Here is a 26112-nt window from a genome sequence, read left to right as displayed (position 1 = left end):
ACAAACAGAGGAGGTAGTGCTACTAATGATGCTGAGCGATATTGAAATTGCGCGAAGTGCCAAAATGAAGCCCATCGTTGATGTGGCCGCGCAGCTGGGAATTGACGAAGAAGAATTGGAGCTTTACGGGAAATATAAGGCTAAGGTAACCTATGGCCTTTGGAATCGGATCAAGGATCGCCCCGACGGCAAACTTGTGTTGGTGACTGCTATTACGCCGACGCCAGCTGGTGAAGGCAAGACTACTACTACAGTAGGATTGGCTCAGGGACTTGCGAAGCTAGGGAAAAAAGTGAGCATCGCCCTTCGGGAGCCCTCACTTGGCCCAAGCTTTGGAGTGAAGGGAGGAGCGGCAGGCGGAGGCTACTCTCAGGTTGTTCCCATGGAAGACATCAACCTTCACTTCACTGGCGACCTTCATGCCATAACGACAGCTCACAACTTGCTAGCAGCCTTGCTTGATAACCATTTGCATCAGGGCAATCCATTGAACATCGACCCGCGCCGAGTCGTTTTCCGCAGAGTTATTGACCTCAATGAACGGGCCCTTCGTTATGTAAACGTTGGTCTGGGCGGCAAAACAAACGGAGTTCCCCGTGAGTCAGGTTTTGATATCACAGTGGCTTCGGAAGTTATGGCTATACTGTGTCTCTCTGAGAGTATTAAAGAACTAAAAGAGCGGCTTGCCAAAATTGTTGTGGCCTATACCTATGATGGCACGGCCGTTACCGCTGGAGATCTGAATGCTCAGGGATCTATGGCAGTGGTGCTGAAAGATGCATTGAAGCCCAACCTTGTACAGACCCTTGAGCACGTTCCGGCCTTTGTACACGGCGGTCCTTTCGCCAATATTGCCCATGGATGCAACAGCATTCAGGCAACAAAGTATGGGCTTAAACTTTCTGATTACTTTATTACAGAAGCGGGTTTTGGTGCCGATCTTGGCGCAGAGAAGTTTTTTGACATTAAATGCCGTGAGGGAAACCTCCATCCCTCAGCTGTAGTCATAGTGGCTACGGTCCGTGCGCTAAAGATGCACGGCGGAGTAGCGAAGAGCGAACTCACCGGAGAAAACCTTGAGGCACTGTCCAAGGGTATTCCTAACCTTGAGAAGCACATCGAAAACATGCAAGGGTTTGGAGTTCCGGTTGTTGTGGCAATCAACCGTTTCCCCACCGATACAGAAGCTGAACTGAAGCTTGTTCGCGAGCGCTGTGCTGCTTTCGGTGTCCCAGTAGCCCTTTCAGAGATCTGGGCAAAGGGTGGCGAAGGTGGAATAGAACTTGCAGAGCGGGTTCTTGAAGCGGTAGAGAAACCCAATTCTTTCCACCCGCTTTACGATGTGGCCCAGAGTCCGAAAGAGAAGATCGAAAAAATTGCTAAGGAAATTTACGGAGCGAAGGGTGTCACCTATACAGCTCAGGCGGAAAAGGATCTTGAAGAGATTCACCGACTTGGCAAAGACAATCTTGTAATATGTATGGCGAAAACCCAGGCCTCTATTTCTGACAATCCGGCCCTCATCGGGCGTCCGGAAGGATTTGAACTGACTGTCCGTGAAGTACGCCTGTCAGCAGGTGCGGGATTCATTATTGCCATAACCGGGTCAATAATGACGATGCCCGGTCTTCCCAAGGTTCCTGCTGCGATGAAGATCGACGTAGATAACGACGGTAATATTACTGGACTATTCTAAGTTAAGATACTAGAATATTTTTTAGAGGCGATTGGCATCATTATAATGAAGCCAATCGCCCTTTTTTATGTTTTTGTGGTAGTTTTAAGAAACGACGTCAAAAAAAGCACTAAAATCTTCTAGGAAGGGATAAAATAGAAGGCATAATACATAATCGAGGTGGAGGTATTTCTATGGCTGTAAAACCCTGGTGGCGCGAGACCCTCGAAACAGTACTCTGGGCCGTAGCTCTTGCGCTTGTTCTTCGTACCTTTGTCGTTCAATCATACTGGATCCCGAGTGGATCTATGATTCCCACTCTGCAGATACGTGATCGTGTTATGGCTGCAAAGTTCTGGTATCGGTTTTCTGAACCTCAACGGGGCCAAATCGTTGTCTTTAAATTTCCTGATGACCCTAAAAAAGATTTTGTAAAACGGATAATTGGATTGCCAGGGGAAACGGTGGAGATTCGAAATGGTGCAGTGTACGTTAATGGAGAAAATCTTAATGAACCCTATGTGAGGAATCATGATTCAATGTCGATGGAACCAACGATTGTTCCTGAAAAACATTACTTTATGCTTGGAGACAACAGACCCAACTCATGGGATGGTCGTTTCTGGGACCATCGTTTTGTTTCCAGGGATGAACTGAGGGGCCCCGCATTTTTTCGCTTCTGGCCTTTATCTAGAATAGGAATTCCCAAGTAAAAGACAATAGAATGGCGGCAATGGCAAAGCATATAAGGGGCTATTATGAATTGGACAGATAATTCATAATAGCCCCTTATATTTTAATGACTATTCCCAATAAGGGACCTTCGTGCCAACACCTTGCTCCAGAGCCTTTCTGTATGCACGGGTAACTACGGCTATGTCCTCTATTCCCATACCCACAGCGTTGAAATAGATGGTTTCATTATCGTTTTCGCGCCCAGGCTTTTTACCGTTAATGATCTCTCCGATTTGTGCAGTTATATCTCCATCGGTTATGAGACCCCTGTCGTACATAAGGGCGACAGTACTGATTTTCCGATGTTTTATGTTTTTCCAGTTATCCACGACGATTTTATCTGCCAGCCTTACGCAGTCATCGGTAAACTCGTAGTCGGCCATATTCATCATCAGAGCGCCTTTTTTGATCCAGTCTGCATGAACGATGGGCTCAGAGGCGATGGTGACCGTAATGATAATATCGCTCTTTTTACAGTATTCCCCAGGTTCCTTTACTGCGGTAACAGCCACACCGTATTTTTTGCTCATCTCGTTGGCGAAGATCTCTGCGCGCTCAAAAATGACGTCATTGATATAGACGTTTTTAATGGAAGGACGAGCCAGCAATGCCGCCTCGAGCTGTGTTCTGCTCTGTGCGCCGGCACCGAATATGGTCATTGTGGTCGCATTTTTAACCGAAAGATATTTTACGGCAATTCCGCCAACAGCACCTGTTCGTTTCGCGCTGACCGTGGTGCCATCAGAAATAGCGACGGGAATCTTGGTGATAGGATCATTCAATATTACAAGAACCGTTGCTCTTGGTAGTCCGATCTTGTAATTCTGAGGGCTGCTTCCAATCCATTTGATGCCAGCCATATCATACTCGCCGCCAATATATCCAGGCATGGCATTAAGTCTGCCTAGAGTGTTTTCATCCTCAATGGTCTTTCCCCATGGCATCACGGCTTTGTCAGGGCACATCGCATCACCGCTGTCAAAGAGGGAAAGAACTCTTTCCATATCATGCATTACTTCTGACATGTTGTTTGCTGCGAGTTCATTTACTTGTTTATCGCTCAAAAAAAGTATCTCAAGTTTGTTGGTCATCGTGATTAATTCCTTTCTTTGTTCATATAGTTGTGTAGTCTATGTCAGACCTTTTCAAATTGGGAAATAATCTGCTATACCGTCATTTTTTCCAGATTTAAGCTCTTAACAAGTTTATCCTGTTATCCGCTCATTAGATGTGCTGTAACTTGCATATGCACACTGCCTGTTTGTTCTTCTAGTACCTAGTATCTGCCATTTTAGAGTGGTAGTATGAAGTCTGTAAAGGGCCTCTTCACGACATTTTTATAGGTCTTTTCCTCCTTTCTTATAATGATCTGAAGCACATCAATTGTATTTCTGCAGACTCTTTTAGTCTGGCTTAATCAATCTTCTTTGTCTATAGGGTGAGGTTTTTTATATATCTTACCCTAATTTTCTTGCAGAATCCTATTGAACCTTTTAAGTATTCTGTAAAGAATTATAGGATAATTGGCTTAGAAGTAAGGGGCGCAATATGAAATATCGTTGATTGGAGGGAAGTTTATGTTATCGGATTCCCAGCTTGTTAACGATCATATAACCTTTAAAACCGCTGCCCAGCATGCTTTCATGCAAGTACCGATAGTGTTGCCCAATCAAAATGCTGGTGAAGTACGCCAGATGATGGCAGGGCGGAAGTATGAGCTAGCTAGCCATGTAGTAGTCTGTGGTGAAAAAGGTCTATTCCTTGGTGTTATCAGGATAGAGGACCTATTTGCCGCTCAATGTGAAACTCTCATGGGAGAAATTATGAATCGGAAGGCGCCGGTTGTCGCTCCCGGAGTAGACCAGGAGGTTGCCGCATGGAAAGCTGTCCAGAGCAAGGAGTCTGCCCTCTCGGTTGTAGACCAGAATGGGCTTTTTGTTGGCATTATCCCCCCTCACCGACTTCTTGCTGTTCTGCTATCAGAACATGAGGAAGACCTATCGCGCTTGGGAGGTTTCACAAGGAGTACTGAAGAGGCTCGCTCCACTAGTGAAGAACCGGTGCAGCGCCGATTTCAGCATCGTGTTCCATGGCTTCTGGTTGGCCTCGGAGGGGCACTGCTCGCAGCAGATTTTGTTGGCTGGTTCGAGGTACAGCTTCAGCAGAATGTAATGCTTGCTTTTTTCATCCCGAGCATTGTTTATCTGGCGGATGCCGTGGGTACTCAAACTGAAACCGTTGTAGTACGGGGGCTTTCAGTAGGTGTTGAAATGAAAAGAATGGTAATGAGAGAACTATTGGCAGGGCTGGCGATTGGTTTGGCTCTGGCTGCGGTAGCGGGTCCATTGGTGTGGTGGCGTTGGGGAATCCCTAGTATTGCTTTATGCGTAGGATTGTCGGTTTTCGCCGCCTGTTCCACAGCCACATTGGCAGCTATGATGCTTCCATGGTTGCTGAACACCCTCTCTCTTGACCCTGCCTTTGGAAGCGGACCTTTGGCAACTGTGGTTCAGGATCTCTTATCTATTCTGATCTACTTTTTCATTGCGACAGCGCTCTTGAGATAAAAGAAAACAGTCAGTTTGTATTTTGCGGTTTTATTTGCAATTGAAAAGAAAGTGTTTCTAGAGGCAACTAATTCACGCTAAAAAGCATAAAAAATGGGTTATCAAGATGGATCAGAAAAATCTTGATAACCCACAATAATTTCTCAAATGGCGGAGGACAGAGGATTCGAACCCCTGGAGGCTTGCACCTCAACTGATTTCAAGTCAGCCGCCATCGACCACTCGGCCAGTCCTCCGCAATGGGCATGTGCCCGGGCATGTATTATACACATTGCTTATGCGGCCGACAACCCTTTTAGTGATAAAGAAAGGATATAATGTAAAGAATTTCTTGCGAACCATAGAGAAACAGAGGGGGATTCATGTGGAGAAAATGGACATAGTAAGGATGTATCTTTGTAAGCCATCTGCTATTGTGATTATAGGGGCCTCCCAGAAGGAGAATAGAATTGTGTATAAGGTTATGAAATATCTCCAGGCAGCTGGACATAGACTTTATCCAGTGAACCCCGCATACAAAGGCCAGATGATACTCGATTGCCCCTGTGCAGGTTCTGTTTCAGATTTGTCAGAACCTATTGATGTAGTTGTTTTTTTCCTCTCTCCTTCTTTGCAGCAGCCTATAGCTGAAGAACTGGAAGGAAAGAAAGAACGCCCCGTCGTCTGGTTTCAGCCAGGAACAGAAAATGCGGCCTTGGAATTACGGCTCAAAGACAAAGGTTTTCCTGTTGTGAACCATGATTGCATAATGGCCGCCCATATCAAGCATTGTAAATTTACTTTATAAGTTAGAATACTTTATACAAGCTTTTTTCAAGCTTTTAATTTTCACACTTTTTGTGTCTATGGTATATAATTCTAGAAAGGACGGTTTTTTTTAATCATCCTGAAATCCTTTGCACATTACTTTTCCGTCTAAGGAGGTTCCTCTTTGTCTCAGGAAGTCACCATTTCTTTACGAGTCCGTTATAGTGAAACAGATCAAATGGGAATTGTGTATTACGCCAACTATCTGACCTGGTTTGAAGTTGGGCGAACCGAGTATTGCCGTATTCTTGGCACCCCCTACTCTCATTGGGAAAAAGAAGGGATTCTTTTGCCTGTAGTAGAGGCTTCCTGTCGCTATAAGGCCTCTGCCCGTTACGATGACCGTATCAATATCACTACATGGGTCGATGAGCTTAAGGTGTCCAGCATACGTTTTAGCTATCGAGTTACGAGGGAAGGAGATGGAAGATTGTTAGCTGAGGGTACTACTCGTCATGCCTTTATTAATAAAGAAGGGAAACTGCTTAGGGGAAAACATCCATTCTACACCATGATCCAATCATTTATGGATGAAAAATAATGGAGGTGGCATGTACTGTGAGCACAAAAGCAATACTCTTGGGCAATGAAGCTATAGCTCGCGGTATTGTGGAAGCCGGTTGTGGAGTGGCTACGGCTTATCCAGGAACTCCCTCTTCGGAGATTCTGCCAGCAGTAGCCAAATTTGCAGACGAACTGGGGACTTCCACTGCTGTTGAGTGGGGCGTTAATGAAAAAGTAGCTTTCGAAATGGCGGCATCAGCTGCTTTTTCAGGAGTGCGGTCTTGCGCGATCATGAAGCAGGTGGGCCTTAATGTTGCGGCCGACCCTTTTATGAGCGCAGCCCATTTTGATATGAAAGGCGGAATGTTGCTGGTTGTGGCTGACGATCCAGGGCCCCATAGTTCTCAAACAGAGCAGGACAGTCGGTTTTTTGCGTATTTTGCAAAAGTGCCTTGTTTTGACCCTGCTACAGCATTTGAGGCCAAAGAGATGGTTTTCGATGCATTCGATCTTTCTGAAAAGTACCATATCATCACAATTCTCAGGCCGAGCGTTCGTGTAGACCACTGCCGGCAGGATGTAGATCTCAACGAAGTAATCAAGCTTGATAGAGAAATACGGTTCGAAAAAGATCCTGCCCGGTGGGTCTGCCTTCCTGCAAGCGTGCGTATAAATCACCCTAAATTGAATCAGAAGAACGATGAAATCCGGGAAGACTTTGAAACCAAGTATAGTAAATACAATTATGAAGTTCCTGCAAAAGGAAGGGCTAAGCTCGGCATTATCGCTTCTGGCGTTTCCTTTTCTATTGTTGTTGACATCCTTAAAGCAATGGGAAGAGATGACGTTTCTGTATTAAAAATAGGGACTCCCGTTCCTCTCCCTATTAAGATGGTTTCTGATTTCATTAATCGCCATAGTAATGTTCTCGTTCTTGAAGAAACCTACCCGGTTGTGGAGATGCAGCTTCTTGATCGCACGAAGGTTAAAGGCCGATGGAACGGGTATGTGCCGAGATCAGGAGAGCTTCTGCCGGAAGTAATAGAAGAAATTATTCTTAAATCTCTTGGAGAAGAAAAACAGATAGGTGCCGACAGTGATTTAAAGGCTGCTCTAGAGGATCTTAAAATAACGCCGAGGAAACCTATGCTCTGTCCAGGATGTCCCCATCGAGCGAGTGTCTTTGCTATTCGTCAGGCCATTCCCAGTGCGATCAATCCTTCAGATATTGGCTGCTATACCCTTTCAGTCAACCAGAAAGGGGCAGATGCAGTTATGGATATGGGTGCTTCTGTGACTATGGCGTCGGGACTCTATCTTGCTCATAAGGTGGCAGGTAAAGAACAGCCCATCGTTTCTACCATTGGAGATTCGACCTTTTTCCATATGGGTATTCCTGGGCTTGTCAGTGCCGTTTACAACAAACATGCCTTTGTATTGTGCATCCTCGATAACAGGACCACGGCTATGACAGGAGCTCAGTCTAACCCATCTGTGGGTGAAAAGCTCCGAAAGGGGGACGAGGGCAGGGTTGTAGAAATAGATTCGGTTGTAAACGGGTGTGGCGTGAATTACGTTAAAACCCTTGAAGCCTATGATGTAGAGGAAGGGAAAAAACTTGTAAAAGATGCGTGGGAGTATGCTAAAGCCCATCAGGAACCAGCGGTGCTTATATTCAAACACCCCTGTATGCTACTGCGGGAAAAACAGGATAAGATTCCTATGAAGGTCGATCCTGAAAAGTGTATTGGATGTAAGTTCTGTATTAATTTCTTTAATTGCCCTGGGCTTGTATTCGATGAAGCCGGTAAGAAGGCATACATCGATGAACGGTTCTGTGTCTCTTGTGGAGTTTGCTCGAAGGTGTGTCCACACGGGGCCATAGTTGCTATGGAGGAGGTGTAGGCCCATGCAATATGTCATCGTAGGTATAGGTGGACAGGGAATTTTGTTTTCCACAAAAGTATTGGGTCATATTGCCATGTCCCGCAACGAAAAAGTTATGGGAAGTGAAGTTCATGGCATGGCTCAGCGTGGTGGGTCTGTTATCAGTCATTTTAAAGTGGGAGATTACCAGAGCCCCCTTGTAAAAACTGGTGAAGCGGACATCCTTCTTGCTTTTGATCAAAACGAAGCCATACGAAACCTTCACTTTCTAAGGGAAGAAGGAAGCCTGTTAGTAAATATTTTTGACGAAAAGGCCCTTGAAAATACCCATCTCAACGAGTATCTTAAAAAGAAAAATATTAAGGTATTCAAAATAAAAGGGTACGATATACTCAAAGAGCACATGGGCGGGAATTTCCTTTTTCTGAACGTACTTATTCTTGGAGCTCTTTGCGCATGTGACGTAAGCACCGTAAAAATAGACCAGGTTCGACAGGCTATTCAGCAGTTATCCCCAGAAAAATTTGCAGACGCTAACCTCAAGGTATTAAACCTCGGTTACGATGCCATTTTTTAACAAAAAAAGGAGCATTTTGCGAGGGGGCTCTTTTGAGCTCCCTCCCTTTACTCACCGCGGAACAATGCTTATAGAAGTAATTCTTGTTCTTGCCATCACCCTGGCAATATCAGGAGCAGTAGTTACACGTTTCCGCCCTCTCTCTGTTTTGGGGTCTCCTGAACAACAAGCGCATAAAGAAGCGGAACGCCTTGCTTTATGGTTCGAGTCCCGTCTGTGTAAAGGGAGATTGCAGCAACATTCCTGTGAAATTCGCCTCTTACCGGGAGATCGCCCTGTGGATCAGGTAAGAATCACTTGGGACACAGGAGAAAGGGAGATCTTTGATTCTCGTGGAAAAGCCTGGTTTCAAATGGCATCGTTTAATCGCGTGTGTACCTATAGTCCGCGATGGCACACAGTTTCTCCCGCTTTTGCTCTAGAGGTGAAGACCGCACCCCAGTCAGGTGAAACAGTTTGTTCAGTCGTTGTTTCCCTTCACAGTTTTATCAGCATTAAATAAAAGTAAAAAATATGTTTATTTCTATTGAAATCTTGAAAGCACTGGGGTATAAAAAAACAATTCCAACAGCGCTTTTATAGAAAAGGGGGATAGTTGGATGGCAGAGGGGAAGCCTTGGTGGAGAGAATTTGTTGAGACTATTTTATGGGCTCTTGTTATTGCTCTTATTTTACGGACTTTTATAGTACAGGCTTTTTGGATTCCCAGCGGATCCATGGTCCCTACCCTTGAGCCGAGAGATAGGGTTCTTGTGGCCAAGTTCTGGTATTCTTTCCGAAAGCCAGAACGTGGAGATATTTTTGTCTTTAAATTTCCCCTCGACCCAAAGCGTGATTTTGTAAAACGAATAATAGGTCTTCCTGGAGACTCCCTCGACGTTAGAGATGGGATCGTTTATATAAATGAAAAGCCCCTCCATGAAAAATATGTGAAGTGGAGAGATGATTTTTCACTTTTCCCAAACATTCTCTTTCCTCAGGTTCCCATAAGAATTCCTGAGGGAAGGTATTTTGCAATGGGGGATAATCGATCGCATTCACAGGACAGTCGTTATTGGGGTTTTGTCCCAGAAGAATATATTCGAGGTCCAGTTTTTTTCCGATACTGGCCTTTTAACAGAATAGGGGTTGTGTATTAATATGCCGCGTACAGTCTGGTACCCGGGCCATATGGCAAAAGGGAAACGCAAATTAGAAGAACTGGTTCAAAAGCTCGATCTTATATTAGAAGTTCGAGATGCGCGGGCTCCTCATCTTACCTCTTCGCCAATGTCAGATCAGCTTTCCAGAATTTGTCCCGTCTACATTGTACTTTCACGAGCAGACCTTGCTGAGGAAGGGGCTACAAAAGCATGGCTTCAGTTTTTTTCGTCTATTAAGCAGAAGGCCTGGGCATTCAATTTTCTTGAGGGGAGAATACAATTGTTGCGTCGGGACCTGGCGAAACTTCGGCCAGCTCACCGCGAACTTCGTCTTGCTGTTGTGGGAATTCCCAATGTGGGCAAATCTCTTTTCCTAAACCTTCTAGTAGGTAAAAAACGGGCTCCCGTTGGAGGAGTTCCTGGCATTACCAGGGGGGTTTCATGGTATAAAGGGCAAGATATCCTTGCTGTAGATTCTCCAGGCATTCTTGACCCCCGTTCACATGATGAGGTGCACCGCCGACTTGCCTGGCTCGGCTGCAGTAAGGCGGAAGTTATTGGCGGCACGGATGTCGTAGCACTTTCCCTTATTGAGCATTTAAAAGAGCGAGGACATTGGCATCTTGTTGAAAAAAAGTGGAATATAGAAAATGTGGAAGAAGAACCACTTATTACTCTTGAGAAAATAGGCCATCGTTTAGGATGTCTTGTCAGCGGCGGCCGTGTAGATCTTTTATTGGCAGGGCAGCGTTTTCTTGATGCCTTTTCTACGGGCAAACTTGGGCGAATAACATTGGAGTGGCCAGGGGAGCGGTATCCATGGGAAATAGAATAATAGCTGGTGTAGACGAGGCAGGCCGCGGCCCTTTAGCTGGGCCAGTTGTGGCGGCGGCCGTTGTTCTAACATCCTCTCAGCTTGATGCTTTGGCAGCGTTAGGATTAAATGATTCAAAAAAACTTACGCCCTTAAAGCGTGAAAAAATCTTTAAGGCAATGGTAAGCCTCGGAGTAGCATGGAGAGCCCAGGCTGCTTCCTCTTGGCGTATCGACCAAATGAATATCTTGCAGGCTACCTTATGGGCCATGAGCAGATCAGTGAACAAGTTACCCCTCGTTTTTGAGGAAGTCATTGTAGACGGCAGTATTCTTATCCCCGGGCTTAGGAATTACCCACAAAAGGCGATACCCAAAGGCGACAGTCTCGTACCAGAAGTGGCGGCCGCCTCTGTTGTAGCTAAAGTTCTTCGTGACAGAGCTATGGTCGCTCTGGATATGGCCTATCCTCAGTATAATTTTGCCAAACACAAAGGCTACCCTACAAAGGATCATCGTCGTCGTATTGCTGAGTTTGGGCTGTCACCCATTCATCGCAGAAGCTTTACGTGGAAGACTGTTTCTCCAGAGTAATCTGGGAGATTTTTCTGGCATGGTATTAAGCAACCATCCCGGTTATCCCTAAAAGGATAAATCCTGATCACCAGGGTTAAGCTCATACTGTGAAAGGCGCTGCGGATACAAGGCCGTAGCGCTGTTCTTGCTTTTCAACAACTTGACAAAGGAGATGGATAAAACCATGGATCATGTTGCACTTGGCCGTTGGGGTGAAGAAACAGCCTGTGCGTTCCTTCAGAAAAAGGGGTGGCGCATTATTGAACGTAATGTTTCATTTCCTCGGGGAGAGCTGGACATTGTAGCCATGGATAAAAAAGAACTTGTCATAGTGGAAGTCCGCACCCGATCTGTAGGACGCATTATGCCTCCGGAAGAATCTGTAGGACCTGTAAAAATCAGGCGACTTGTCAGAACCGGCTTTCTTTATATAGATCAGGTTCAATGGTCAGGAATATGGAGAATAGATCTCGTGGGGATAACTTGCCATAATAATATGTCCTCCTATACGATAAAACATTATTCTGATATTACCAATAGGATGATGTTATGATGAAACCTGTTTACGGCATCACCCTCCAGGGAGTGCGGGCTCTTAAAGTAGAAGTGGAAGTAGAGATAACGGGAGGACTTTTTGTCATTGGTATAGTTGGACTTCCGGATGCGGCGGTACGGGAATCTCGCGAGAGGGTTCGAGCCGCGTTAAGGAACCTTGATATACCTGTCCGCGGCCGTGTAACCGTCAATCTTGCCCCCGCCGATTGCCCCAAAGAAGGGGCTTTTCTAGATCTTCCCATTGCTATTGGCATCGCTCAACAACTAGGTGTCATTTCACTGCAAAGACCCACCCTTTTTATGGGGGAACTGTCTCTTGACGGCAGATTGCGAAAAACGAGAGGGGCTGTCCCTGCTGCCTTTTTGGCACGAGACCTTGGAATGCCTCTTTTTGTTCCCAGGGGGAATGCTTTTGAAGTTTCTCTGGTTCCAGGTGTAGAGGCCTATGCCCTGTCAACTCTAAGCCAACTCTTTGATCATCTGCAAGGAGAGGAGATTCTGCTGCCCCTGGAAAAACAGCGTTTGCCTTCACAGAAAAATATTCCCAATCCAGACCTTGCGGATATCAAAGGGCAGGCCGGGGCAAAAAGAGCCTTGGAAATAGCTGCGGCCGGTCATCATAATTTGCTTTTTATCGGATCTCCAGGGAGTGGGAAGACCATGCTTGCCAGAGCAATCCGGGGGATTGTCCCTCCCCTTTCCCATGAAGAGCTCTTAGAAAGCCTTCAGATACACAGCTCAGCAAGGCCAGATTATAAGCCATCCCTTGAGCCTCCTTTTCATACAGTCCATCCCACAGCGAGCACTGTGGCCATATGCGGCGGTGGAGCCTCCCTGCGTCCAGGAGAAATCAGTCTTGCCCATCGAGGTATACTTTTTTTAGATGAGTTTACGGAGTTTCGACGGGATCTTCTGGAGGCACTGCGGCAGCCCCTTGAAGATGGAAGTATCGTTGTTAGCCGGGCGGCTGGAAGGGTAGAGTTTCCTTGTCGCGTATTGCTTTTGGCAGCATGCAATCCTTGTCCTTGCGGCTGGGCTGGTGACCCGGTGGAGTCATGCAGCTGTTCAGCTTATGAGAAAGAAAGATATAGCAAGCGCCTTTCCGGCCCAATACTTGACCGCATTGACCTGCATGTTTCAGTTCCGCGCCTTCTGCCCAAAGAATTGATTTCTTTTGAAGATCAGAGTGGAGAAGATAGTGAAACTGTCCGCCAAAGGGTGTGTGAGGCAAGGGAAAAACAGCGATTGCGATGGAGAAAGTATGGTTTTCACTGCAATGCTGAACTTCCAGAGCGCATCATTAAAAGAGAGCTCAACCTCGGCACCGACGTTCGTCCATTTTTAATCCGGATGGCAGACAACCTGCGTCTTTCGGGCAGAGGCATAAGCAGGGTTTTAAAAGTGGCCAGGACCATTGCTGATCTTGATAATTCTTCTCGGGTACGGGTTCCGCACATATCAGAAGCTCTCGCCTATAGGGGAGGGGGGGGTTCTTCATGACGCCGCGGCAACAAGCCCTTTTATTGATGAACGCATTGGAAGCAGATAGCCGTTTATGGAATAGGCTGATTGCCACAGAAGAAAGTATGGAGGCCCTGCTTTCCGCAAATCTCACAGAAGAACAACGGGGAGCTCTTTCACCGGGAGCTTGCGAGCGCATTGTTTCTTTAATTAGGTCTAAATGGGTGAAAAGACAAGAAAATAGATGGCATTCCATGGAGATTCAGGTACTATATTATGGAGAAAAGGGATACCCCCCCTCTCTCCAGACCATGGAAAATGCCCCCTTGGTTCTTTTTGTACGAGGACGCTCGAGACTTGAAAAACCTATGCTGGCAGTTGTGGGAACTCGCAGAAGTACGTTTTATGGCCAGCAGGTAGCTCGTGCTTTAGGACGGGTTGCGGCTGAGCGGGGTTGCATCTTGTTGAGCGGCGGCGCTCTTGGCATCGATGGGGCGGCTCATGGTGGGTGTCTTGAGTCTGGTGGAGAAACAGCAGTCATTCTGGCTCATGGGCAAAACCGTATTTATCCAAGGCAGCATAAGGACCTTTTTAGCAAGATTGTTGGTTCGGGAGCCCTTATTACTGAATATGGGTTGGGGGTTGATGCTAAACCCTGGCATTTCCCGAAACGAAACCGTATTATAGCTGGATTGGCAGATGTAATTGTTGTGGTTGAGGCTCCTGTTCGAAGCGGAGCCATAGTAACAGCCCAATTGGCCCTTGACCTGGGAAAAGAAATCTGGGCTGTTCCAGGACGTATTGATGAAAAAGTGTGCAAGGGTTCTAACAAACTTCTTTTTGACGGAGCTAACCCCCTTATCGATGTTTCCGATTTTGCTGAAACCCTATGCTCAAAACAGCTTGATCTTTGGGGTTCTGATGTGCGGAAAAACAGGCAAAATCAATTGGATATAACAGAAAAAGAGCAAAAAATTCTCAATCTTTTTCAAATTCATGGAGATCGGACAGTTGACAACCTGTCTGCTGAATGTAAAATGACTGCCGCCGATGTTATCTCTTGCATAAGTCATTTGTCGGCGTTAAATCTTATCTATCAATCTGGGCCTGGTCGCTGGAGGGCCTCTGTCGATCCCAAGTAAAGGAGCGTATCGTATTGACGCGATTGGTACATGATCTTGAAAGAATGTTTTTAACTGAAGATGCACTAGACCTTATACACTACCTTCTTATGACTGAAGAATATCCACGGAAAGTCATAGAAATAGCTATTGAAGATGCCATCATGATCGGACAAATTCGGGGCGGGCATATTGATGCCCCATCTTTTTTGAACATTATTCAGAGGGCTGTCGATTCAAGCCTGGCAAGTTTTGACCTCATGGGTTCTCTTTATGACTCAGTTAAAGGTCAATATTTCGTTCATTAAACAAGGAGGATCTTATGACGAAGAAAGAATCGGGAAAAACCCTTGTTGTTGTTGAGTCTCCTACGAAAGCAAAAACTCTATCGAAAATATTAGGTTCAAAATATACGGTTAAAGCGAGTATAGGGCACATTAAGGATTTGCCTAAAAGCCGTATCGCCATTGATGTGGAGAACAACTTTCAACCTGAATATATTCTTGTAAAAGGTAAAGCCAAGATAAAAAACGAGTTGGTAAAACTAGCCCGGGGAAGTCAAAATATTTTGCTTGCCTCAGACCCTGACCGGGAAGGAGAAGCTATTGCATGGCATCTTTGCAACATTCTTGATATTGATCCTCAAACGTTATGCCGCATCCGCTTTTATGAGGTAACTCCAAAGGCTGTTAAAGAAGCTCTTAAAAAACTAGAACCAGTGGATATGAATCGGGTGAATGCTCAACAGGCCAGGCGGGTGCTTGATCGCCTCGTTGGCTATACTCTCAGTCCTCTTCTTTGGAAAAAAATTCGTTATGGCCTTTCTGCCGGCCGGGTTCAGTCTGTAGCTCTCAATCTCATCTGTGAACGGGAACGGGAGATAATTAATTTTGTTCCCTCTGAATACTGGCACATTAGCGTATTGGCCTCATCCCTTGATAAAACGAGGAATTATGATCTGAAAGTGATGAGCTTCAAAAATAAATCTTTCTGGAAAGAAGGCAAGCCTCTTCTTATTTCCAGCTCAGAGCAGGCGGAGAAAATAGCGCCAGATATTGCTAAACAGGAGCTTGTGGTAAAGGAGTATAAGGTCAAGGAAGGAAACAGAGCCCCCTTGCCCCCCTTTAAGACGAGTACTCTACAGCAGGAAGCCGCTCGCCGCCTGGGCTTTTCTCCTCGCCGGACCATGGGGATTGCTCAGAGTCTTTTTGAAGGTGTCAGCGTACCTGGTCGAGGTCCAGTGGGCCTAATAACCTATATGCGCACAGATAGTCTTCGCATTTCCCCGGATGCCATTAACGGCGCCAGAACCTATATTTCGGAAAGATATGAGACAAAATATCTTCCAGCGAAGCCAAACTTCTTTGCGTCAAAGGCGAGAAGCCAGGATGCTCATGAAGCTATCCGGCCTACCGACGTGACATTAACGCCAGAGATATTAAAAAATGTTTTGAATTCCGAACAGCACCGTCTCTATACCCTTATCTGGAACCGTTTTGTCGCTTCTCAGATGGCCCCGGCAATAGTTGCCAATGCTATTCTTGATGTAGCGGCCGGTTCCTATGGTTTGCGTCAGACAGGCGAATCACTTATTTTTGATGGCTGGGGAGCGGTATGGCCCCTTGAGTTGAAGGGGGGGCAGCTTGACCCAGCACAGCCTGAAGAAACTCTTTTGTGCCAAGAGATTGAAAAAGAACAGCGTTTTACAAAGCCGGCCGCCCGTTATTCCGAAGCGACTCTCATCAAAACCCTTGAAGAAAAGGGAGTTGGTCGCCCATCGACCTATGCCACCATTGTAGAGACCCTTTACGATAGAGGATATGTGGAAAAAAATGAAGAAAAACGTATTGAGCCCACACAGTTGGGTATGACTGTAGATGACTTTTTACTCCAATATTTTGATTCTAAAAGTCAGTCCCCCATAGTTGATACTGGGTTTACTGCCCAGATGGAAGAACAGCTCGACCTTATCGAAGAAGATCAACTTCAATGGGTAGAAGTAGTGCGATCCTTTTGGAATGGGTTTACTAACACCCTTGAAGAGGCTAAGAAAGCTTCCGCTGTTGAATTGCCTGAACCGGAACCTATTGGTGAGGATTGCCCCGAATGCGGCAAGGCCTTAGTTAAAAAAAGAGGCCGTTTTGGGGAATTCATAGCCTGTTCCGGATACCCGGAATGTCGTTATACCAGGCCGATATTAAAAACTATAGGTGTTAAATGCCCTCTCTGTGGAGAAACGGAGAGTGGGGAAGTAGTTCGGAGAAGAAGTAAAAAAGGGAAATTCTTTTATGGCTGTTCTCGTTACCCTGAATGTAAATATGTTTCATGGAATGAACCAACTGGAGAAAAATGTAAGGAATGCGGCGCTTCTCTCATTCGCAAGAACAAGAAAAGTCTTCCAGAATGCCCTGAGTGTGGCTGGAAGAAAGAAAAAAAGGGCAAAAAGGAGAATAAGTAATATATGAGAAGATCTAATGAGATTCTAATTGTCGGAGGAGGACTTGCAGGAAGCGAGGCAGCATGGCAGCTAGCTCAAAGGGGTTACTCTGTTTGCCTTGTGGAAATGAGGCCAGTTGCTACCACTCCTGCTCATCAGACCGATATGATGGGTGAGCTGGTATGCAGTAATTCTTTAGGAGCAGATAGTTTGACAAGCCCAGCCGGGATATTAAAAGGGGAGTTGCGTTATCTTAACAGCCTTATTATGGAAGCAGCTGATCTTTCTTCTGTTCCAGCAGGGAAGGCTCTTGCCGTAGATCGGAATGTCTTTGCTGGCTATATTACAAAAAAACTTTCAGGGCACCCCCGAATTCGAATCGAGCGGCGAGAAATAACTGAGCTGCCTGAAGAGCCTGCCATTATAGCCACAGGCCCCCTTACGAGCCCGATTTTTGCTGAAAGGCTTCGGCAAGTGACAGGCCAGGAATATTTTTCTTTTTTTGATGCCATCGCGCCAGTGGTCTTTTATGACACCATTGATATGAATAAGGCCTATCGGGCTGGTCGATATGGTCAGCAAGCAGACTATATCAATTGCCCCATGAATGAAGAAGAGTACATAAAATTTTGCCAGGCCCTCCTAACGGCAGAACAGGCTCCCCGTCATGAGTTTGAAAAAGATGTCCGATATTTTGAGGGATGTCTGCCTGTGGAGGTCATAGCCTCCAGGGGAATTGATACCCTTCGTTTTGGTCCCCTCCGTCCGGTAGGACTTCCAAACCCCTCTACCGGAGCAGAACCCTACGCAGTAGTCCAGCTTCGCCAGGATAACGCGGATGGAACACTCTTCAATCTTGTAGGTTTTCAGACAAGCTTGAAGTGGGGAGAGCAGAACCGGGTTTTCAGAATGATTCCTGGCCTTGAGAATGCGGAATTTGCCCGTTATGGCGTAATGCATCGGAACATATACGTCAATGCGCCTAAAGTACTTGACGGTTCCCTTCGCCTGCGAGGGAGCAAGGCGTTGTTCCTTGCCGGGCAGATAACTGGCGTCGAGGGATATCTTGAAAGTACAGCTATGGGACTCGTCGCAGGGCTTCACATGGTTTTCTGCGCCGCCGGTTTGCAAATTCCCCTTTGGCCTAAGGAAACAGCCATTGGCTCCCTTCTACGATACCTTGCTGAAACCGACCCAAAGGTATTTCATCCCATGAATGTTAATCTGGGCATATTCCCTACCCTCGATGTTAAAATCCGCCAAAAAAGCTTGCGATGTCAAAAGGTGGGAGAACGAGCCCTCAGTGCCCTGGAAGAATTTGATAAAAACTGTTTGAAATAGGACTTCCCCCCTATTTTCCTAATAGACTATTGTTGTATAATGTATAATAATCAATTCCAATGATTGTTAAACTTTTTCGTTGTTGTATCCTTGACATTCTTCTGACAATTCAAGTTGCAAAAGTTGCAATTTTATGGCATTCTGATTCTTTAGAAAAGTGTCAAGTAGCAGGAAAAGAATGATAAAATATGGTTATGGTTGAAAAGTTATCCTTTGCGCTGGATTATTATTTGGAACAGATGCGTTTTGCCAAAAGTATGTCAATGTATACAATAGAGAATTATGCTGTTGATCTCAATCAGTTTATCAATTACCTTCTAGAACAGAATGTTACCCTTCTATCTGAGGTCGATACTCGCATTATTCGGGAGTACTTGCGTGTTCTTGCTTCTTTTGGATATGCAAGATCCTCTGTTGCGAGAAAGCTTTCAGCTATAAAAAACTGGTTTGTCTTTCTTGTAGATAAAAAAATGGTGGGGAAGGATCCGGCAAAAAATGTTAAGGGGCCGCGTCTGCCGGGACGGTTGCCTCGCGCGTTAAGTGTTGAGCAGGTATCAAGGCTTATAGAAGTGGGATGTGCAAAGAGCGCTGATCCTATTCGTGATAAAGCTGTTCTGGAACTGCTATATGGCTGCGGCCTCAGGATCGGCGAACTAGTGGTCCTTCGCTGGGAAGACATAGATTTTGCGGAGAGATGGGTGTGTGTGCAGGGCAAGGGGAATAAGGAACGCATGATCCCTGTCGGAAAGATGGCTATAAAGGCTCTCTATAACTGGCGAGATAGTTGCCCCCAAATGGGTATTTTCCTTTTCACCGGAGAAGAAGGGAGTCATCTTACAGTTCGAACAGTTGGCCGCATTGTCGATCGAGCCGCTAAACGCGCGGGCCTATCTGGTGTAACGCCCCACATGTTGCGCCATAGTTTTGCCACTCATATGCTTGAAGGGGGCGCCTCTATCCGTGTCGTGCAAGAGTTGTTGGGTCACGAAAGTCTTATCACCACCCAACGGTATCTCACAGTAACGGCCGAGCATTTAAAACAAAGTTATATAGAGGCTTTTCCGAGAACTAGGGGAGATGATTAAGCTGTTTAAAGGAACTACGATTTTATGTGTAAGACAAGAAAATTCAGTGGCAATGGCCGGTGACGGACAGGTTACCCTAGGAGACCAGATTATAAAAGCGGGGGCCCGTAAGGTCCGTCGACTCTATAAAGGCAAGGTTCTTGCCGGTTTCGCGGGAAGCACAGCTGATGCTATGACCCTTTTAGAGCGTTTTGAGGCCCGGCTGGAAGAAAATAGCGGAGATCTAATGAGAGCTGCTGTCTCTTTGGTAAAAGAGTGGCGTTTGGACAGGGCTTTAAGAAAACTTGAGGCTCTTATGCTGGTGGCAGATGAAGAACATACGCTCTTGCTTTCTGGTGCTGGAGATGTCCTAGAGCCTGAAAATAATGTAGCTGCTATTGGATCTGGTGCTGGTTTTGCCTTGGCCGCCGCACGGGCCTTTATGGAGTCCAGTGACAAAAAAGCGTCTGACATAGCTCGCAGGGCCATTGAGATTGCGGCGGATATTTGTATTTATACGGATAAGGAAATAACGGTAGAGGTGATTGGAGAATGATCATTCTGGCCGAGGACAAACAGGATCTGACGCCCCGTATGATTGTGGAGTGCCTTGATAGATATATCGTGGGTCAGGAAAAGGCGAAGAGAGCTGTTGCCATAGCTCTTCGTAACAGAATGCGCCGGCGAAATTTGCCCCGGGATCTTGCAAATGAAGTGGCGCCGAAGAATATCCTTATGGTGGGGCCTACAGGTGTAGGAAAAACTGAGATTGCAAGGCGTCTGGCCGATCTCGTTTTGGCCCCATTTGTGAAAGTAGAAGCGACGAAATTTACTGAAGTGGGCTACGTTGGACGGGATGTAGACTCCATGATACGCGACCTCGTAGAAACAGCAGTAGCCATGGTGAAGAGGGTAAAAATAGAAGAAGTTCAAGGTCCTGCAGAGGAACGGGCGGAATGGCGGCTTGTGGATGCCTTGCTGCCACGGCCGGAGCGAAAGACATCTATGCCGGATTTTATGAAAATATTTTCAGGTAAGGAAGCTGAAGAAACGCCGCCTCAGGAAGAAGACACCATCCGGGAGTCTACAAGAAATAAGGTCTATGCCCTTCTTAAGGCTGGAAAGCTCGATGAGCGGGAAGTAGAGCTAGAAGTTGCTGAGAGTGCGTCCATGGGCATTCCTATTCTTGGAGGAGCAGGGATGGATTCCATGGGTATGAATATAAACGAAATGCTGAGTGGATTGCTTCCTAAAAAAACAAAAAAGCGTCGAATGAAAGTATCAGATGGAAAGAAACTCCTACAGGCAGAAGAAGCAGAAAAACTGATAGATATGGAGTCTGTAGCCAGAGAAGCACTGGATAAGGCCCAGGAAGAGGGCATTATATTCATTGATGAGATAGATAAGGTGGTTGCCCGAGGAACTTCCAGCGGTCCTGATGTAAGTCGAGAAGGAGTGCAACGAGACCTTCTCCCTATCGTAGAAGGATCTACCGTGCAGACAAAATACGGCACGGTAAAAACAGATCATATCCTCTTTATTGCAGCAGGGGCATTCTCGAGTGTTAAGCCCTCTGACCTGGTACCGGAACTCCAGGGCCGTTTCCCCATTCGGGTGGAATTGCAGCCCCTTGGGAGAGAAGAGTTGGCCCGCATACTTGTGGAGCCCGAAAACAGTTTAATAAAGCAATATCAGGCACTTTTAAGCACAGAGCGCATTGAAGTGCGGTTTTCAGAAGATGCCATTGAGGAAATAGCGGCAATGGCCGAAAAAATGAATGCTGAGATGGAGAATATAGGAGCCCGGCGACTCCATACCATGGTGGAGCAGCTTCTCGAAGAAATCAGTTTTACTGCGCCAGAGCGGCAAGGTGAAGTGGTTGATATTGACGCGCAGTTTGTAAAGGAGAGGCTTTCGCCTCTTATGGAAGACACAGACTTACGAAAGTATTTGCTTTAAATCATGCAGGAGGGATCGGAAATGGTAAAAAGTGACAAAAAAGTAGCAGAGAATAAGATTGGAATAGTTGATGACCCAGCAATGAAAGATTTGCTTGATAAGACTCGCCAGGTAGGCAGGGCCCTTCAGAATCGGCGGGAAGGGACGAAACCAGATTATAGCAAATTGGCAAAACTTCTTTGTGAATTCTCAACAGCCAATGTCTATATCATTAACAGAGAAGGGCGGATACTAGGGCATTCATGGGTTAGCGAGTATCATTCAGAAGCAGTGGCGAATTTCCTTGAAAGGGGATATATGCCAGAAAGTTTTGTGGAAAAAATGAACCAGCATAGAGAGTCCATTTTGAGTGAAACAGATGGATATCTTTTCGATGATGAGGTCGCTCCGAAAGAAGCTCCAGAAAAGCATCTATTGTATGTTCCTATCTATAGCGCGGCAGAACGGCTGGGGACATTGCTTCTCGTAAGGTTCTTCAACCCCTTCTACATGAAAGATCTCATTTTGGCAGAATATCTTGCCACTCTCGTAGGTATCGAAATACTCCATGACCGAACACGAAGTATAGAAGAACGGGCGAGAGAACGCCTTGTGGTACAGATGGCTATGCGTGCTCTCTCCTACTCCGAAGTAGAGTCTGTAAAGCATATCATCGCAGAGCTTGGAGCTTATGAAGGAGTTGTCATTGCAAGCAAAGTGGCGGATCGTGTGGGAGTTACAAGAAGTGTCATTGTAAATGCCTTGAGAAAGCTGGAGAGCGCTGGGATTATCGAAAGCAGAAGCCTAGGCATGAAAGGAACCTTTATTAAGATATTAAGTCCTCTTTTTATAGAAGAACTTGGGATGGTTCTTACCCAGAATAATTAACAATAAAACAGTGAAAGGGGCTGATCAGCCCCTTTCACTGTCCTTTCCCCTTTCGAGTGGAGCACAACACAGGAGAGATGCATACATGGGAAAAAGAGTGCTCATAGTTGACGACGCCGTTTTTATGAGGATAATACTGAAAGATATTCTTTTAAATAATAATTTTGAGGTTGCGGGAGAAGCTGAGAACGGGAAAGTTGCGGTGGAGGCTTATCAGAGGCTTCATCCTGACATCGTGACAATGGATATATCAATGCCGAAGATGGATGGCATTGATGCGCTCAGGGCCATAAGAGCTTTAGATCCTGAGGCCAAGATTATTATGGTGAGTGCCATGGGACAGCAACCTATGGTCAGAGAGGCGATCAAAGCCGGGGCGCTGGATTTTATTGTGAAGCCTTTTCAGCCGGATCGGATAGTGGAAGCTCTGAGCAGGGCCTTGGCCTGGATTGTTCCATAGTTCACCAATAGAGGCACGGTATCTATATAATATAAATTGCTTCGAATAAGAATAGGATATTAAAGAGACTGGAACGCCAGTAATTTGATATAATTCCAAAACAGATCTTTTTGTCTAACTAGTTTTTAAAAAAGATTTTATATTAGCCTTCTGGAGGGTAGAAAAACTGATGGTAGAAGATAAGAGGAGTGACCAGGCTCCCGTGAGTGTCGGGGATACGGTCGAATGTGAAGTGGAGCAGATCATGCCTTATGGTGCTTTTGTACGCCTTTCCACGGGACAGAGAGCGATGATTCACATTTCAGAACTCTCGTATAGCTACGTTAAGAAAGTGGAAGATGTTCTTGAGGTCGGCAAGAAGGTAACGGCGAAAGTGATCAAGATTGACGAAAAAAACCGGATTGATCTTTCCTTGAAAAAAATGGAAGAACGTCCTCCTGTTGCTCCTTCTGCTCCTAAAGAGACAGAGGATAACTTTGAAAAAAAGCTATCGAATTTCCTAAAAATTAGCGATCAGAAAATAGCGGATCTCAATAGCAAGTTAAATAATGCGAAAGCGAGCAAAAAACGGAGCAAAAGAAGCAAATGACCCGAATAATAACAAAGCAGGGGAGCTTAAGCTCCCCTGCTTTGTATTGGAGCCTTACGAAAGAAGATATTGAAATTGTGAAGCGTCAAATGGTTCATCGCAAGTTTGAAAACGACATCGTGGCAGGAGTGGTCTATTACTGCCAATGGGGGGCTCCACAAGTTCTTCTATGCAGGCCAATGGTGAAGAAAAGGCCTTTCCCCACGTCTTTTTGGTTAACGTGCCCCTATCTTATTCAGAAGTGCGGCGAACTTGAATCTCAACAGGGAGTGAAGGCTTTAGAAGAATATCTACAGAAAAGGGTTTCTCTCCATGATTGGATTCTTTATCATGTGCTTCATATGAATATACGCATGTCCCTTTTTCCTCCAGCCCAAAGAATGTACCTTCAAAAAAGACGCCCTTCATTATGGAAGGCTTTGCGTCGGGGAGGAGTAGGAGGGATTCAGGATAAAAATTCTTTTAAAGTAAAATGCCTTCATCTTCATGTCGCTTCATGGTTAACGCTGAGAACACACCCTGCCGGAGAGTGGCTGCATCAAAACCTGCAACAGGTTAGCTGTCCCGTTCCAGAGTGCTACCCATGTTTTATAAAAGGAGGGGGAAGGAATGTGGAAAGGGCGCTTTAGTGAAGAAACAGCAGAAATCGTTTTGAACTACACCCAGTCTCTTGATCTGGACTGGTGCCTTGCTCCCTTTGATATCCAGGGGAGCATTGCCCATGAGAGAATGCTTGTTTCTGTCGGTCTTTTGTCCCCTGACGAAGGAGAAAAAATAGAAGGCGGACTTCGTCAGGTCTTACAAGAAATAGAAGAGAAAAGTTTTATCCCCTCTATTGAATTAGAAGATGTGCATATGAACATAGAGCACCGTCTTACTCAATTGCTCGGACCTCTGGGGGCGAAGCTTCATACTGGTCGTAGCCGCAACGACCAGATTGCTACGACGTTGCGCCTTTATTTACGTGATAGACTGCAAAAGGTTCAACAAGGCATGTTCACCCTTCTTGAGGCAGTTCTGGAAAGAGCCCATGCTCATCGCCATATTGTTGTTCCGGGATACACTCACTTACAGCAGGCTCAGCCAGTGAGCATGGGCCATTACTGGATGTCCCATTTTCAGGCATTTCGAAGGGATTGCATCCGTCTTCAGGCTGCTCTGGACTCACTGGAAGATTGCCCTCTCGGCGCAGGGGCCCTTGCAGGTTCAACATTGCCTCTTGATCGTTTTTATACTGCGAAGGAGCTTGGATTTAAGAATCCGACGGAGAACAGTCTTGATTCTGTAGCCCATAGAGATTATTTACTTGATTATCACTATTTTGCGGCGGTGTTTGCAATACATTGCAGCAGATTGGCCGAGGATTTTATTATTTATAATAGTCAGGAATTTGGCTGGCTTAAACTTCCTGACGCTTTCTGCACGGGCTCGAGCATGATGCCCCAGAAGAAAAATCCCGACGTATTGGAGCTGACCCGTGGAAGGACAGGACAAATCATAGGACACTTCGTTGATTTGCTTGTTATGCTAAAAGGACTGCCCATGACATATAATCGGGATTTGCAGGAAGATAAACGAGGTCTTCTGGCATCTCTTGCCGTTATTCTCTCGATTATAGAAATTCTGCCAGAGTTTTTGTCTCGTGTAGAAGTTGAGGAAAAAAGAGCTGTTTTAGGAATGGAAAATGGTATGATCCTTGCTACCGATGTGGCCGAGTATCTGGTTAAGGAAGGTGTTCCTTTCAGAGACGCTCACTGGAAAGCCGGACAGCTTGTTCGCTATTGTCTCGATAACGGGCGGTCTCTTCTGGATCTGACCCTGTCTGAGTGGAAAGCTATTATTCCAGAAGCGAAAGAAGACCTTTTATCCATTCTTTCTCTTAAAGAGAGTGTTGCCAGGCGGCAAACCTATGGAGGAACAGGTTTTATATGTGTAGATCGGCAAATAGAGGAAGGGGATGGGTGGCTCGCGTCTCAAAAGAAGAGAGATGACGCCTGCTCTTCCAGTTGAATATGAAACCAAGTAAAGGCAGGCAAAAGCTATTTGGCAGGCCGAGATTGCCCTTATCAGAAAACTTTCAATCCTGAGATTTTTAAAAAGGGCTTGACTTGCGGCGTTTTTTCTGTAGAATAAACCCTTGCGTAACGGCAGTAACAGGTCGAATGCACGAGCCGTTAGCTCAGTTGGCAGAGCACCGGACTTTTAATCCGGGCGTCGTGGGTTCGACTCCCACACGGCTCACCATAGCGGTCCCATCGTCCAGTGGTCTAGGACACAGCCCTTTCAAGGCTGCGACACGGGTTCAAATCCCGTTGGGACCGCCATTTTTAAATTTAACTGCCGGTGTAGCTCAGTTGGTAGAGCAGCGCACTCGTAATGCGCAGGTCTCCAGTTCAAGTCTGGACACCGGCTCCAGTAATAGCAAGGGCTCCCGAAAATCTCGGGGGCTCTCTTTTTTACCCGTGTGTCACCCGTGTGTCACCCGAAAAAATACCAACTCCCATACTCATACTTCCACCCATAATTCTTTTTTAAAAATCTGACCAAAAGACTCTCCCTATATAAAGACTAAATATTGCATCTTCTTATTTTTTAGGGCTTTCTTTGTTTTGTGATACCCCCCGCAGGAAAACTAGCTTGTACATCCTGGAAAGTGGAGGTACATAGCTATGGCACGGACAAAAAAAGAAAATGGGGAAGTCAAGGTTACTCTTATCGGTGGAGTGCCGAAAATGGTGTTCACCACGAAACAGGCAGCGGAATATCTCGAAATCTCGTACTCGTACCTGAGGACCATACGAATGACGGGAAAAATCAAGGACCGAATGGGGCCTCCGCCTGATATTTCCATTGCTGGGGCCACCCGGTATCTGAAGGAAGACTTGGACGCGTGGTTGCGCCGGCTGCCAAAAAACTATAGAGGGGGCCCTGTACCGGTTCCGCAGGAGTCTGAGCACACCGGCGGGGAGATGTAG

General features: G+C 46.0%; 27 protein-coding genes and 4 tRNA genes. 29 read left to right on the top strand and 2 right to left on the bottom strand.

The annotated features are described in order from the left end of the window. The first annotated feature begins 28 nt into the window (after window positions 1-28). Both BUC50_RS08090 and lepB (BUC50_RS08085) read left to right on the top strand, forming a co-directional pair. Window positions 29-1696, top strand: a complete 1668-nt coding sequence (locus BUC50_RS08090) for a formate--tetrahydrofolate ligase (RefSeq protein WP_286677356.1) — start codon at window positions 29-31, stop codon at window positions 1694-1696. 173 nt (window positions 1697-1869) lie between these two features. Then, on the top strand, window positions 1870-2388 hold the full coding sequence (gene lepB / locus BUC50_RS08085) for a signal peptidase I (protein WP_286677346.1): 519 nt from the start codon (window positions 1870-1872) through the stop codon (window positions 2386-2388). Window positions 2389-2478: 90 nt separating this feature from the next. On the opposite strand, the gene BUC50_RS08080 is transcribed toward lepB (BUC50_RS08085), so the two are convergent. Then, window positions 2479-3501 (bottom strand): ornithine cyclodeaminase family protein, encoded by a 1023-nt coding sequence (locus BUC50_RS08080; protein ID WP_286677345.1) that lies wholly within the window; start codon window positions 3499-3501, stop codon window positions 2479-2481. Window positions 3502-3987: 486 nt separating this feature from the next. On the opposite strand from BUC50_RS08080, the gene BUC50_RS08075 reads away from it, so the two are divergent. Continuing rightward, on the top strand, window positions 3988-4977 hold the full coding sequence (locus BUC50_RS08075) for a magnesium transporter (RefSeq protein WP_286677344.1): 990 nt from the start codon (window positions 3988-3990) through the stop codon (window positions 4975-4977). A 148-nt stretch (window positions 4978-5125) separates the two neighbouring features. Here the strand turns inward: BUC50_RS08075 and BUC50_RS08070 are convergent. After that, window positions 5126-5213: transfer RNA gene (locus BUC50_RS08070), tRNA-Ser, on the bottom strand. A 137-nt stretch (window positions 5214-5350) separates the two neighbouring features. Here BUC50_RS08070 and BUC50_RS08065 point away from each other — a divergent pair. From BUC50_RS08065 to BUC50_RS07940, 26 genes are all read left to right on the top strand, one after another. Further along, a complete protein-coding gene (locus BUC50_RS08065; protein ID WP_286677355.1) occupies window positions 5351-5764 on the top strand; it encodes a CoA-binding protein in 414 nt (137 codons plus the stop codon). Between the two features lie 144 nt (window positions 5765-5908). Continuing rightward, entirely contained in the window at window positions 5909-6325 is a 417-nt protein-coding gene (locus tag BUC50_RS08060) for an acyl-CoA thioesterase (protein WP_286677343.1), read from the top strand. Further along, the gene (gene iorA / locus BUC50_RS08055) at window positions 6325-8193 is read left to right on the top strand and encodes an indolepyruvate ferredoxin oxidoreductase subunit alpha (protein ID WP_286677342.1); all 1869 of its coding nucleotides are present in this window, start codon (window positions 6325-6327) and stop codon (window positions 8191-8193) included. The genes BUC50_RS08060 and iorA overlap by 1 nt, the downstream gene beginning before the upstream one ends. 4 nt (window positions 8194-8197) lie before the next feature. After that, window positions 8198-8752: a 2-oxoacid:acceptor oxidoreductase family protein gene (locus BUC50_RS08050; RefSeq protein WP_286677341.1), complete on the top strand. Its 555-nt coding sequence runs from the start codon at window positions 8198-8200 to the stop codon at window positions 8750-8752. A 64-nt stretch (window positions 8753-8816) separates the two neighbouring features. Then, entirely contained in the window at window positions 8817-9254 is a 438-nt protein-coding gene (locus BUC50_RS08045) for a hypothetical protein (protein WP_286677340.1), read from the top strand. Between the two features lie 97 nt (window positions 9255-9351). Beyond that, window positions 9352-9891 (top strand): signal peptidase I, encoded by a 540-nt coding sequence (gene lepB / locus BUC50_RS08040; protein WP_286677339.1) that lies wholly within the window; start codon window positions 9352-9354, stop codon window positions 9889-9891. 1 nt (window position 9892) lies between these two features. Next, window positions 9893-10729 carry a YlqF/YawG family GTPase gene (locus tag BUC50_RS08035; RefSeq protein WP_286677338.1) on the top strand — a complete coding sequence of 279 codons (837 nt, stop codon included), beginning with the start codon at window positions 9893-9895 and terminating at the stop codon, window positions 10727-10729. Beyond that, complete coding sequence (gene rnhB, locus BUC50_RS08030) at window positions 10714-11301, top strand: ribonuclease HII (RefSeq protein WP_286677337.1); 588 nt, start codon at window positions 10714-10716, stop codon at window positions 11299-11301. Before BUC50_RS08035 ends, rnhB begins: the two co-directional genes overlap by 16 nt. Window positions 11302-11467: 166 nt before the next feature. Further along, the gene (locus BUC50_RS08025) at window positions 11468-11836 is read left to right on the top strand and encodes a YraN family protein (RefSeq protein ID WP_286677336.1); all 369 of its coding nucleotides are present in this window, start codon (window positions 11468-11470) and stop codon (window positions 11834-11836) included. Next, window positions 11836-13338 carry a YifB family Mg chelatase-like AAA ATPase gene (locus BUC50_RS08020; protein ID WP_286677354.1) on the top strand — a complete coding sequence of 501 codons (1503 nt, stop codon included), beginning with the start codon at window positions 11836-11838 and terminating at the stop codon, window positions 13336-13338. Before BUC50_RS08025 ends, BUC50_RS08020 begins: the two co-directional genes overlap by 1 nt. After that, window positions 13335-14441, top strand: a complete 1107-nt coding sequence (gene dprA / locus BUC50_RS08015) for a DNA-processing protein DprA (RefSeq protein WP_286677335.1) — start codon at window positions 13335-13337, stop codon at window positions 14439-14441. Before BUC50_RS08020 ends, dprA begins: the two co-directional genes overlap by 4 nt. A 14-nt stretch (window positions 14442-14455) precedes the next feature. Beyond that, entirely contained in the window at window positions 14456-14728 is a 273-nt protein-coding gene (locus tag BUC50_RS08010) for a hypothetical protein (RefSeq protein WP_013048902.1), read from the top strand. Between the two features lie 14 nt (window positions 14729-14742). Continuing rightward, the gene (gene topA / locus BUC50_RS08005; protein ID WP_286677334.1) at window positions 14743-16878 is read left to right on the top strand and encodes a type I DNA topoisomerase; all 2136 of its coding nucleotides are present in this window, start codon (window positions 14743-14745) and stop codon (window positions 16876-16878) included. 3 nt (window positions 16879-16881) lie between these two features. Further along, on the top strand, window positions 16882-18198 hold the full coding sequence (gene trmFO, locus BUC50_RS08000) for a methylenetetrahydrofolate--tRNA-(uracil(54)-C(5))-methyltransferase (FADH(2)-oxidizing) TrmFO (protein ID WP_286677333.1): 1317 nt from the start codon (window positions 16882-16884) through the stop codon (window positions 18196-18198). A gap of 194 nt (window positions 18199-18392) precedes the next feature. After that, window positions 18393-19283: a tyrosine recombinase XerC gene (locus BUC50_RS07995; protein ID WP_353743426.1), complete on the top strand. Its 891-nt coding sequence runs from the start codon at window positions 18393-18395 to the stop codon at window positions 19281-19283. Continuing rightward, window positions 19276-19818 carry an ATP-dependent protease subunit HslV gene (hslV, locus tag BUC50_RS07990; RefSeq protein ID WP_013048898.1) on the top strand — a complete coding sequence of 181 codons (543 nt, stop codon included), beginning with the start codon at window positions 19276-19278 and terminating at the stop codon, window positions 19816-19818. Before BUC50_RS07995 ends, hslV begins: the two co-directional genes overlap by 8 nt. Further along, entirely contained in the window at window positions 19815-21221 is a 1407-nt protein-coding gene (gene hslU / locus BUC50_RS07985; protein ID WP_286677331.1) for an ATP-dependent protease ATPase subunit HslU, read from the top strand. Before hslV ends, hslU begins: the two co-directional genes overlap by 4 nt. A 21-nt stretch (window positions 21222-21242) precedes the next feature. Next, a complete protein-coding gene (codY, locus tag BUC50_RS07980) occupies window positions 21243-22088 on the top strand; it encodes a GTP-sensing pleiotropic transcriptional regulator CodY (protein ID WP_286677330.1) in 846 nt (281 codons plus the stop codon). 85 nt (window positions 22089-22173) lie between these two features. Beyond that, the gene (locus BUC50_RS07975; protein ID WP_286677329.1) at window positions 22174-22548 is read left to right on the top strand and encodes a response regulator; all 375 of its coding nucleotides are present in this window, start codon (window positions 22174-22176) and stop codon (window positions 22546-22548) included. 169 nt (window positions 22549-22717) lie between these two features. Further along, window positions 22718-23137, top strand: coding sequence for a S1 RNA-binding domain-containing protein (locus BUC50_RS07970; protein ID WP_013048894.1), 420 nt, complete (start codon window positions 22718-22720; stop codon window positions 23135-23137). A 41-nt stretch (window positions 23138-23178) separates the two neighbouring features. Beyond that, window positions 23179-23766, top strand: coding sequence for a DUF501 domain-containing protein (locus tag BUC50_RS07965; RefSeq protein WP_286677328.1), 588 nt, complete (start codon window positions 23179-23181; stop codon window positions 23764-23766). After that, on the top strand, window positions 23747-25147 hold the full coding sequence (argH, locus tag BUC50_RS07960; protein WP_286677327.1) for an argininosuccinate lyase: 1401 nt from the start codon (window positions 23747-23749) through the stop codon (window positions 25145-25147). The genes BUC50_RS07965 and argH overlap by 20 nt, the downstream gene beginning before the upstream one ends. Before the next feature lie 158 nt (window positions 25148-25305). Continuing rightward, window positions 25306-25381, top strand: a tRNA-Lys gene (locus tag BUC50_RS07955). Window positions 25382-25385: 4 nt separating this feature from the next. Next, a tRNA-Glu gene (locus BUC50_RS07950) sits at window positions 25386-25461 on the top strand. A gap of 15 nt (window positions 25462-25476) precedes the next feature. Then, window positions 25477-25552: transfer RNA gene (locus BUC50_RS07945), tRNA-Thr, on the top strand. Between the two features lie 254 nt (window positions 25553-25806). Next, window positions 25807-26112 carry a helix-turn-helix domain-containing protein gene (locus tag BUC50_RS07940; RefSeq protein ID WP_286677326.1) on the top strand — a complete coding sequence of 102 codons (306 nt, stop codon included), beginning with the start codon at window positions 25807-25809 and terminating at the stop codon, window positions 26110-26112.

The sequence above is a fragment of the Aminobacterium sp. EBM-42 genome (assembly GCF_001896635.1).
GTDB classification, from domain to species: domain Bacteria; phylum Synergistota; class Synergistia; order Synergistales; family Aminobacteriaceae; genus Aminobacterium; species Aminobacterium colombiense.
The sequence above is the reverse complement of the archived record's forward strand: the minus strand, read 5'-3'. Positions and strand labels throughout refer to the sequence as shown.

Coding starts and splice junctions, on each gene's coding strand:
- BUC50_RS08090 (WP_286677356.1), top strand. CDS start 29: ATGCTGAGCGATATTGAAATTGCGCGAAGTGCCAAAATGAAGCCCATC.
- lepB (WP_286677346.1), top strand. CDS start 1,870: ATGGCTGTAAAACCCTGGTGGCGCGAGACCCTCGAAACAGTACTCTGG.
- BUC50_RS08080 (WP_286677345.1), bottom strand. CDS start 3,501: ATGACCAACAAACTTGAGATACTTTTTTTGAGCGATAAACAAGTAAAT.
- BUC50_RS08075 (WP_286677344.1), top strand. CDS start 3,988: ATGTTATCGGATTCCCAGCTTGTTAACGATCATATAACCTTTAAAACC.
- BUC50_RS08065 (WP_286677355.1), top strand. CDS start 5,351: ATGGACATAGTAAGGATGTATCTTTGTAAGCCATCTGCTATTGTGATT.
- iorA (WP_286677342.1), top strand. CDS start 6,325: ATGGAGGTGGCATGTACTGTGAGCACAAAAGCAATACTCTTGGGCAAT.
- BUC50_RS08050 (WP_286677341.1), top strand. CDS start 8,198: ATGCAATATGTCATCGTAGGTATAGGTGGACAGGGAATTTTGTTTTCC.
- BUC50_RS08045 (WP_286677340.1), top strand. CDS start 8,817: ATGCTTATAGAAGTAATTCTTGTTCTTGCCATCACCCTGGCAATATCA.
- lepB (WP_286677339.1), top strand. CDS start 9,352: ATGGCAGAGGGGAAGCCTTGGTGGAGAGAATTTGTTGAGACTATTTTA.
- BUC50_RS08035 (WP_286677338.1), top strand. CDS start 9,893: ATGCCGCGTACAGTCTGGTACCCGGGCCATATGGCAAAAGGGAAACGC.
- rnhB (WP_286677337.1), top strand. CDS start 10,714: ATGGGAAATAGAATAATAGCTGGTGTAGACGAGGCAGGCCGCGGCCCT.
- BUC50_RS08025 (WP_286677336.1), top strand. CDS start 11,468: ATGGATCATGTTGCACTTGGCCGTTGGGGTGAAGAAACAGCCTGTGCG.
- BUC50_RS08020 (WP_286677354.1), top strand. CDS start 11,836: ATGAAACCTGTTTACGGCATCACCCTCCAGGGAGTGCGGGCTCTTAAA.
- dprA (WP_286677335.1), top strand. CDS start 13,335: ATGACGCCGCGGCAACAAGCCCTTTTATTGATGAACGCATTGGAAGCA.
- topA (WP_286677334.1), top strand. CDS start 14,743: ATGACGAAGAAAGAATCGGGAAAAACCCTTGTTGTTGTTGAGTCTCCT.
- trmFO (WP_286677333.1), top strand. CDS start 16,882: ATGAGAAGATCTAATGAGATTCTAATTGTCGGAGGAGGACTTGCAGGA.
- BUC50_RS07995 (WP_353743426.1), top strand. CDS start 18,393: ATGGTTGAAAAGTTATCCTTTGCGCTGGATTATTATTTGGAACAGATG.
- hslV (WP_013048898.1), top strand. CDS start 19,276: ATGATTAAGCTGTTTAAAGGAACTACGATTTTATGTGTAAGACAAGAA.
- hslU (WP_286677331.1), top strand. CDS start 19,815: ATGATCATTCTGGCCGAGGACAAACAGGATCTGACGCCCCGTATGATT.
- codY (WP_286677330.1), top strand. CDS start 21,243: ATGGTAAAAAGTGACAAAAAAGTAGCAGAGAATAAGATTGGAATAGTT.
- BUC50_RS07975 (WP_286677329.1), top strand. CDS start 22,174: ATGGGAAAAAGAGTGCTCATAGTTGACGACGCCGTTTTTATGAGGATA.
- BUC50_RS07970 (WP_013048894.1), top strand. CDS start 22,718: ATGGTAGAAGATAAGAGGAGTGACCAGGCTCCCGTGAGTGTCGGGGAT.
- argH (WP_286677327.1), top strand. CDS start 23,747: ATGTGGAAAGGGCGCTTTAGTGAAGAAACAGCAGAAATCGTTTTGAAC.
- BUC50_RS07940 (WP_286677326.1), top strand. CDS start 25,807: ATGGCACGGACAAAAAAAGAAAATGGGGAAGTCAAGGTTACTCTTATC.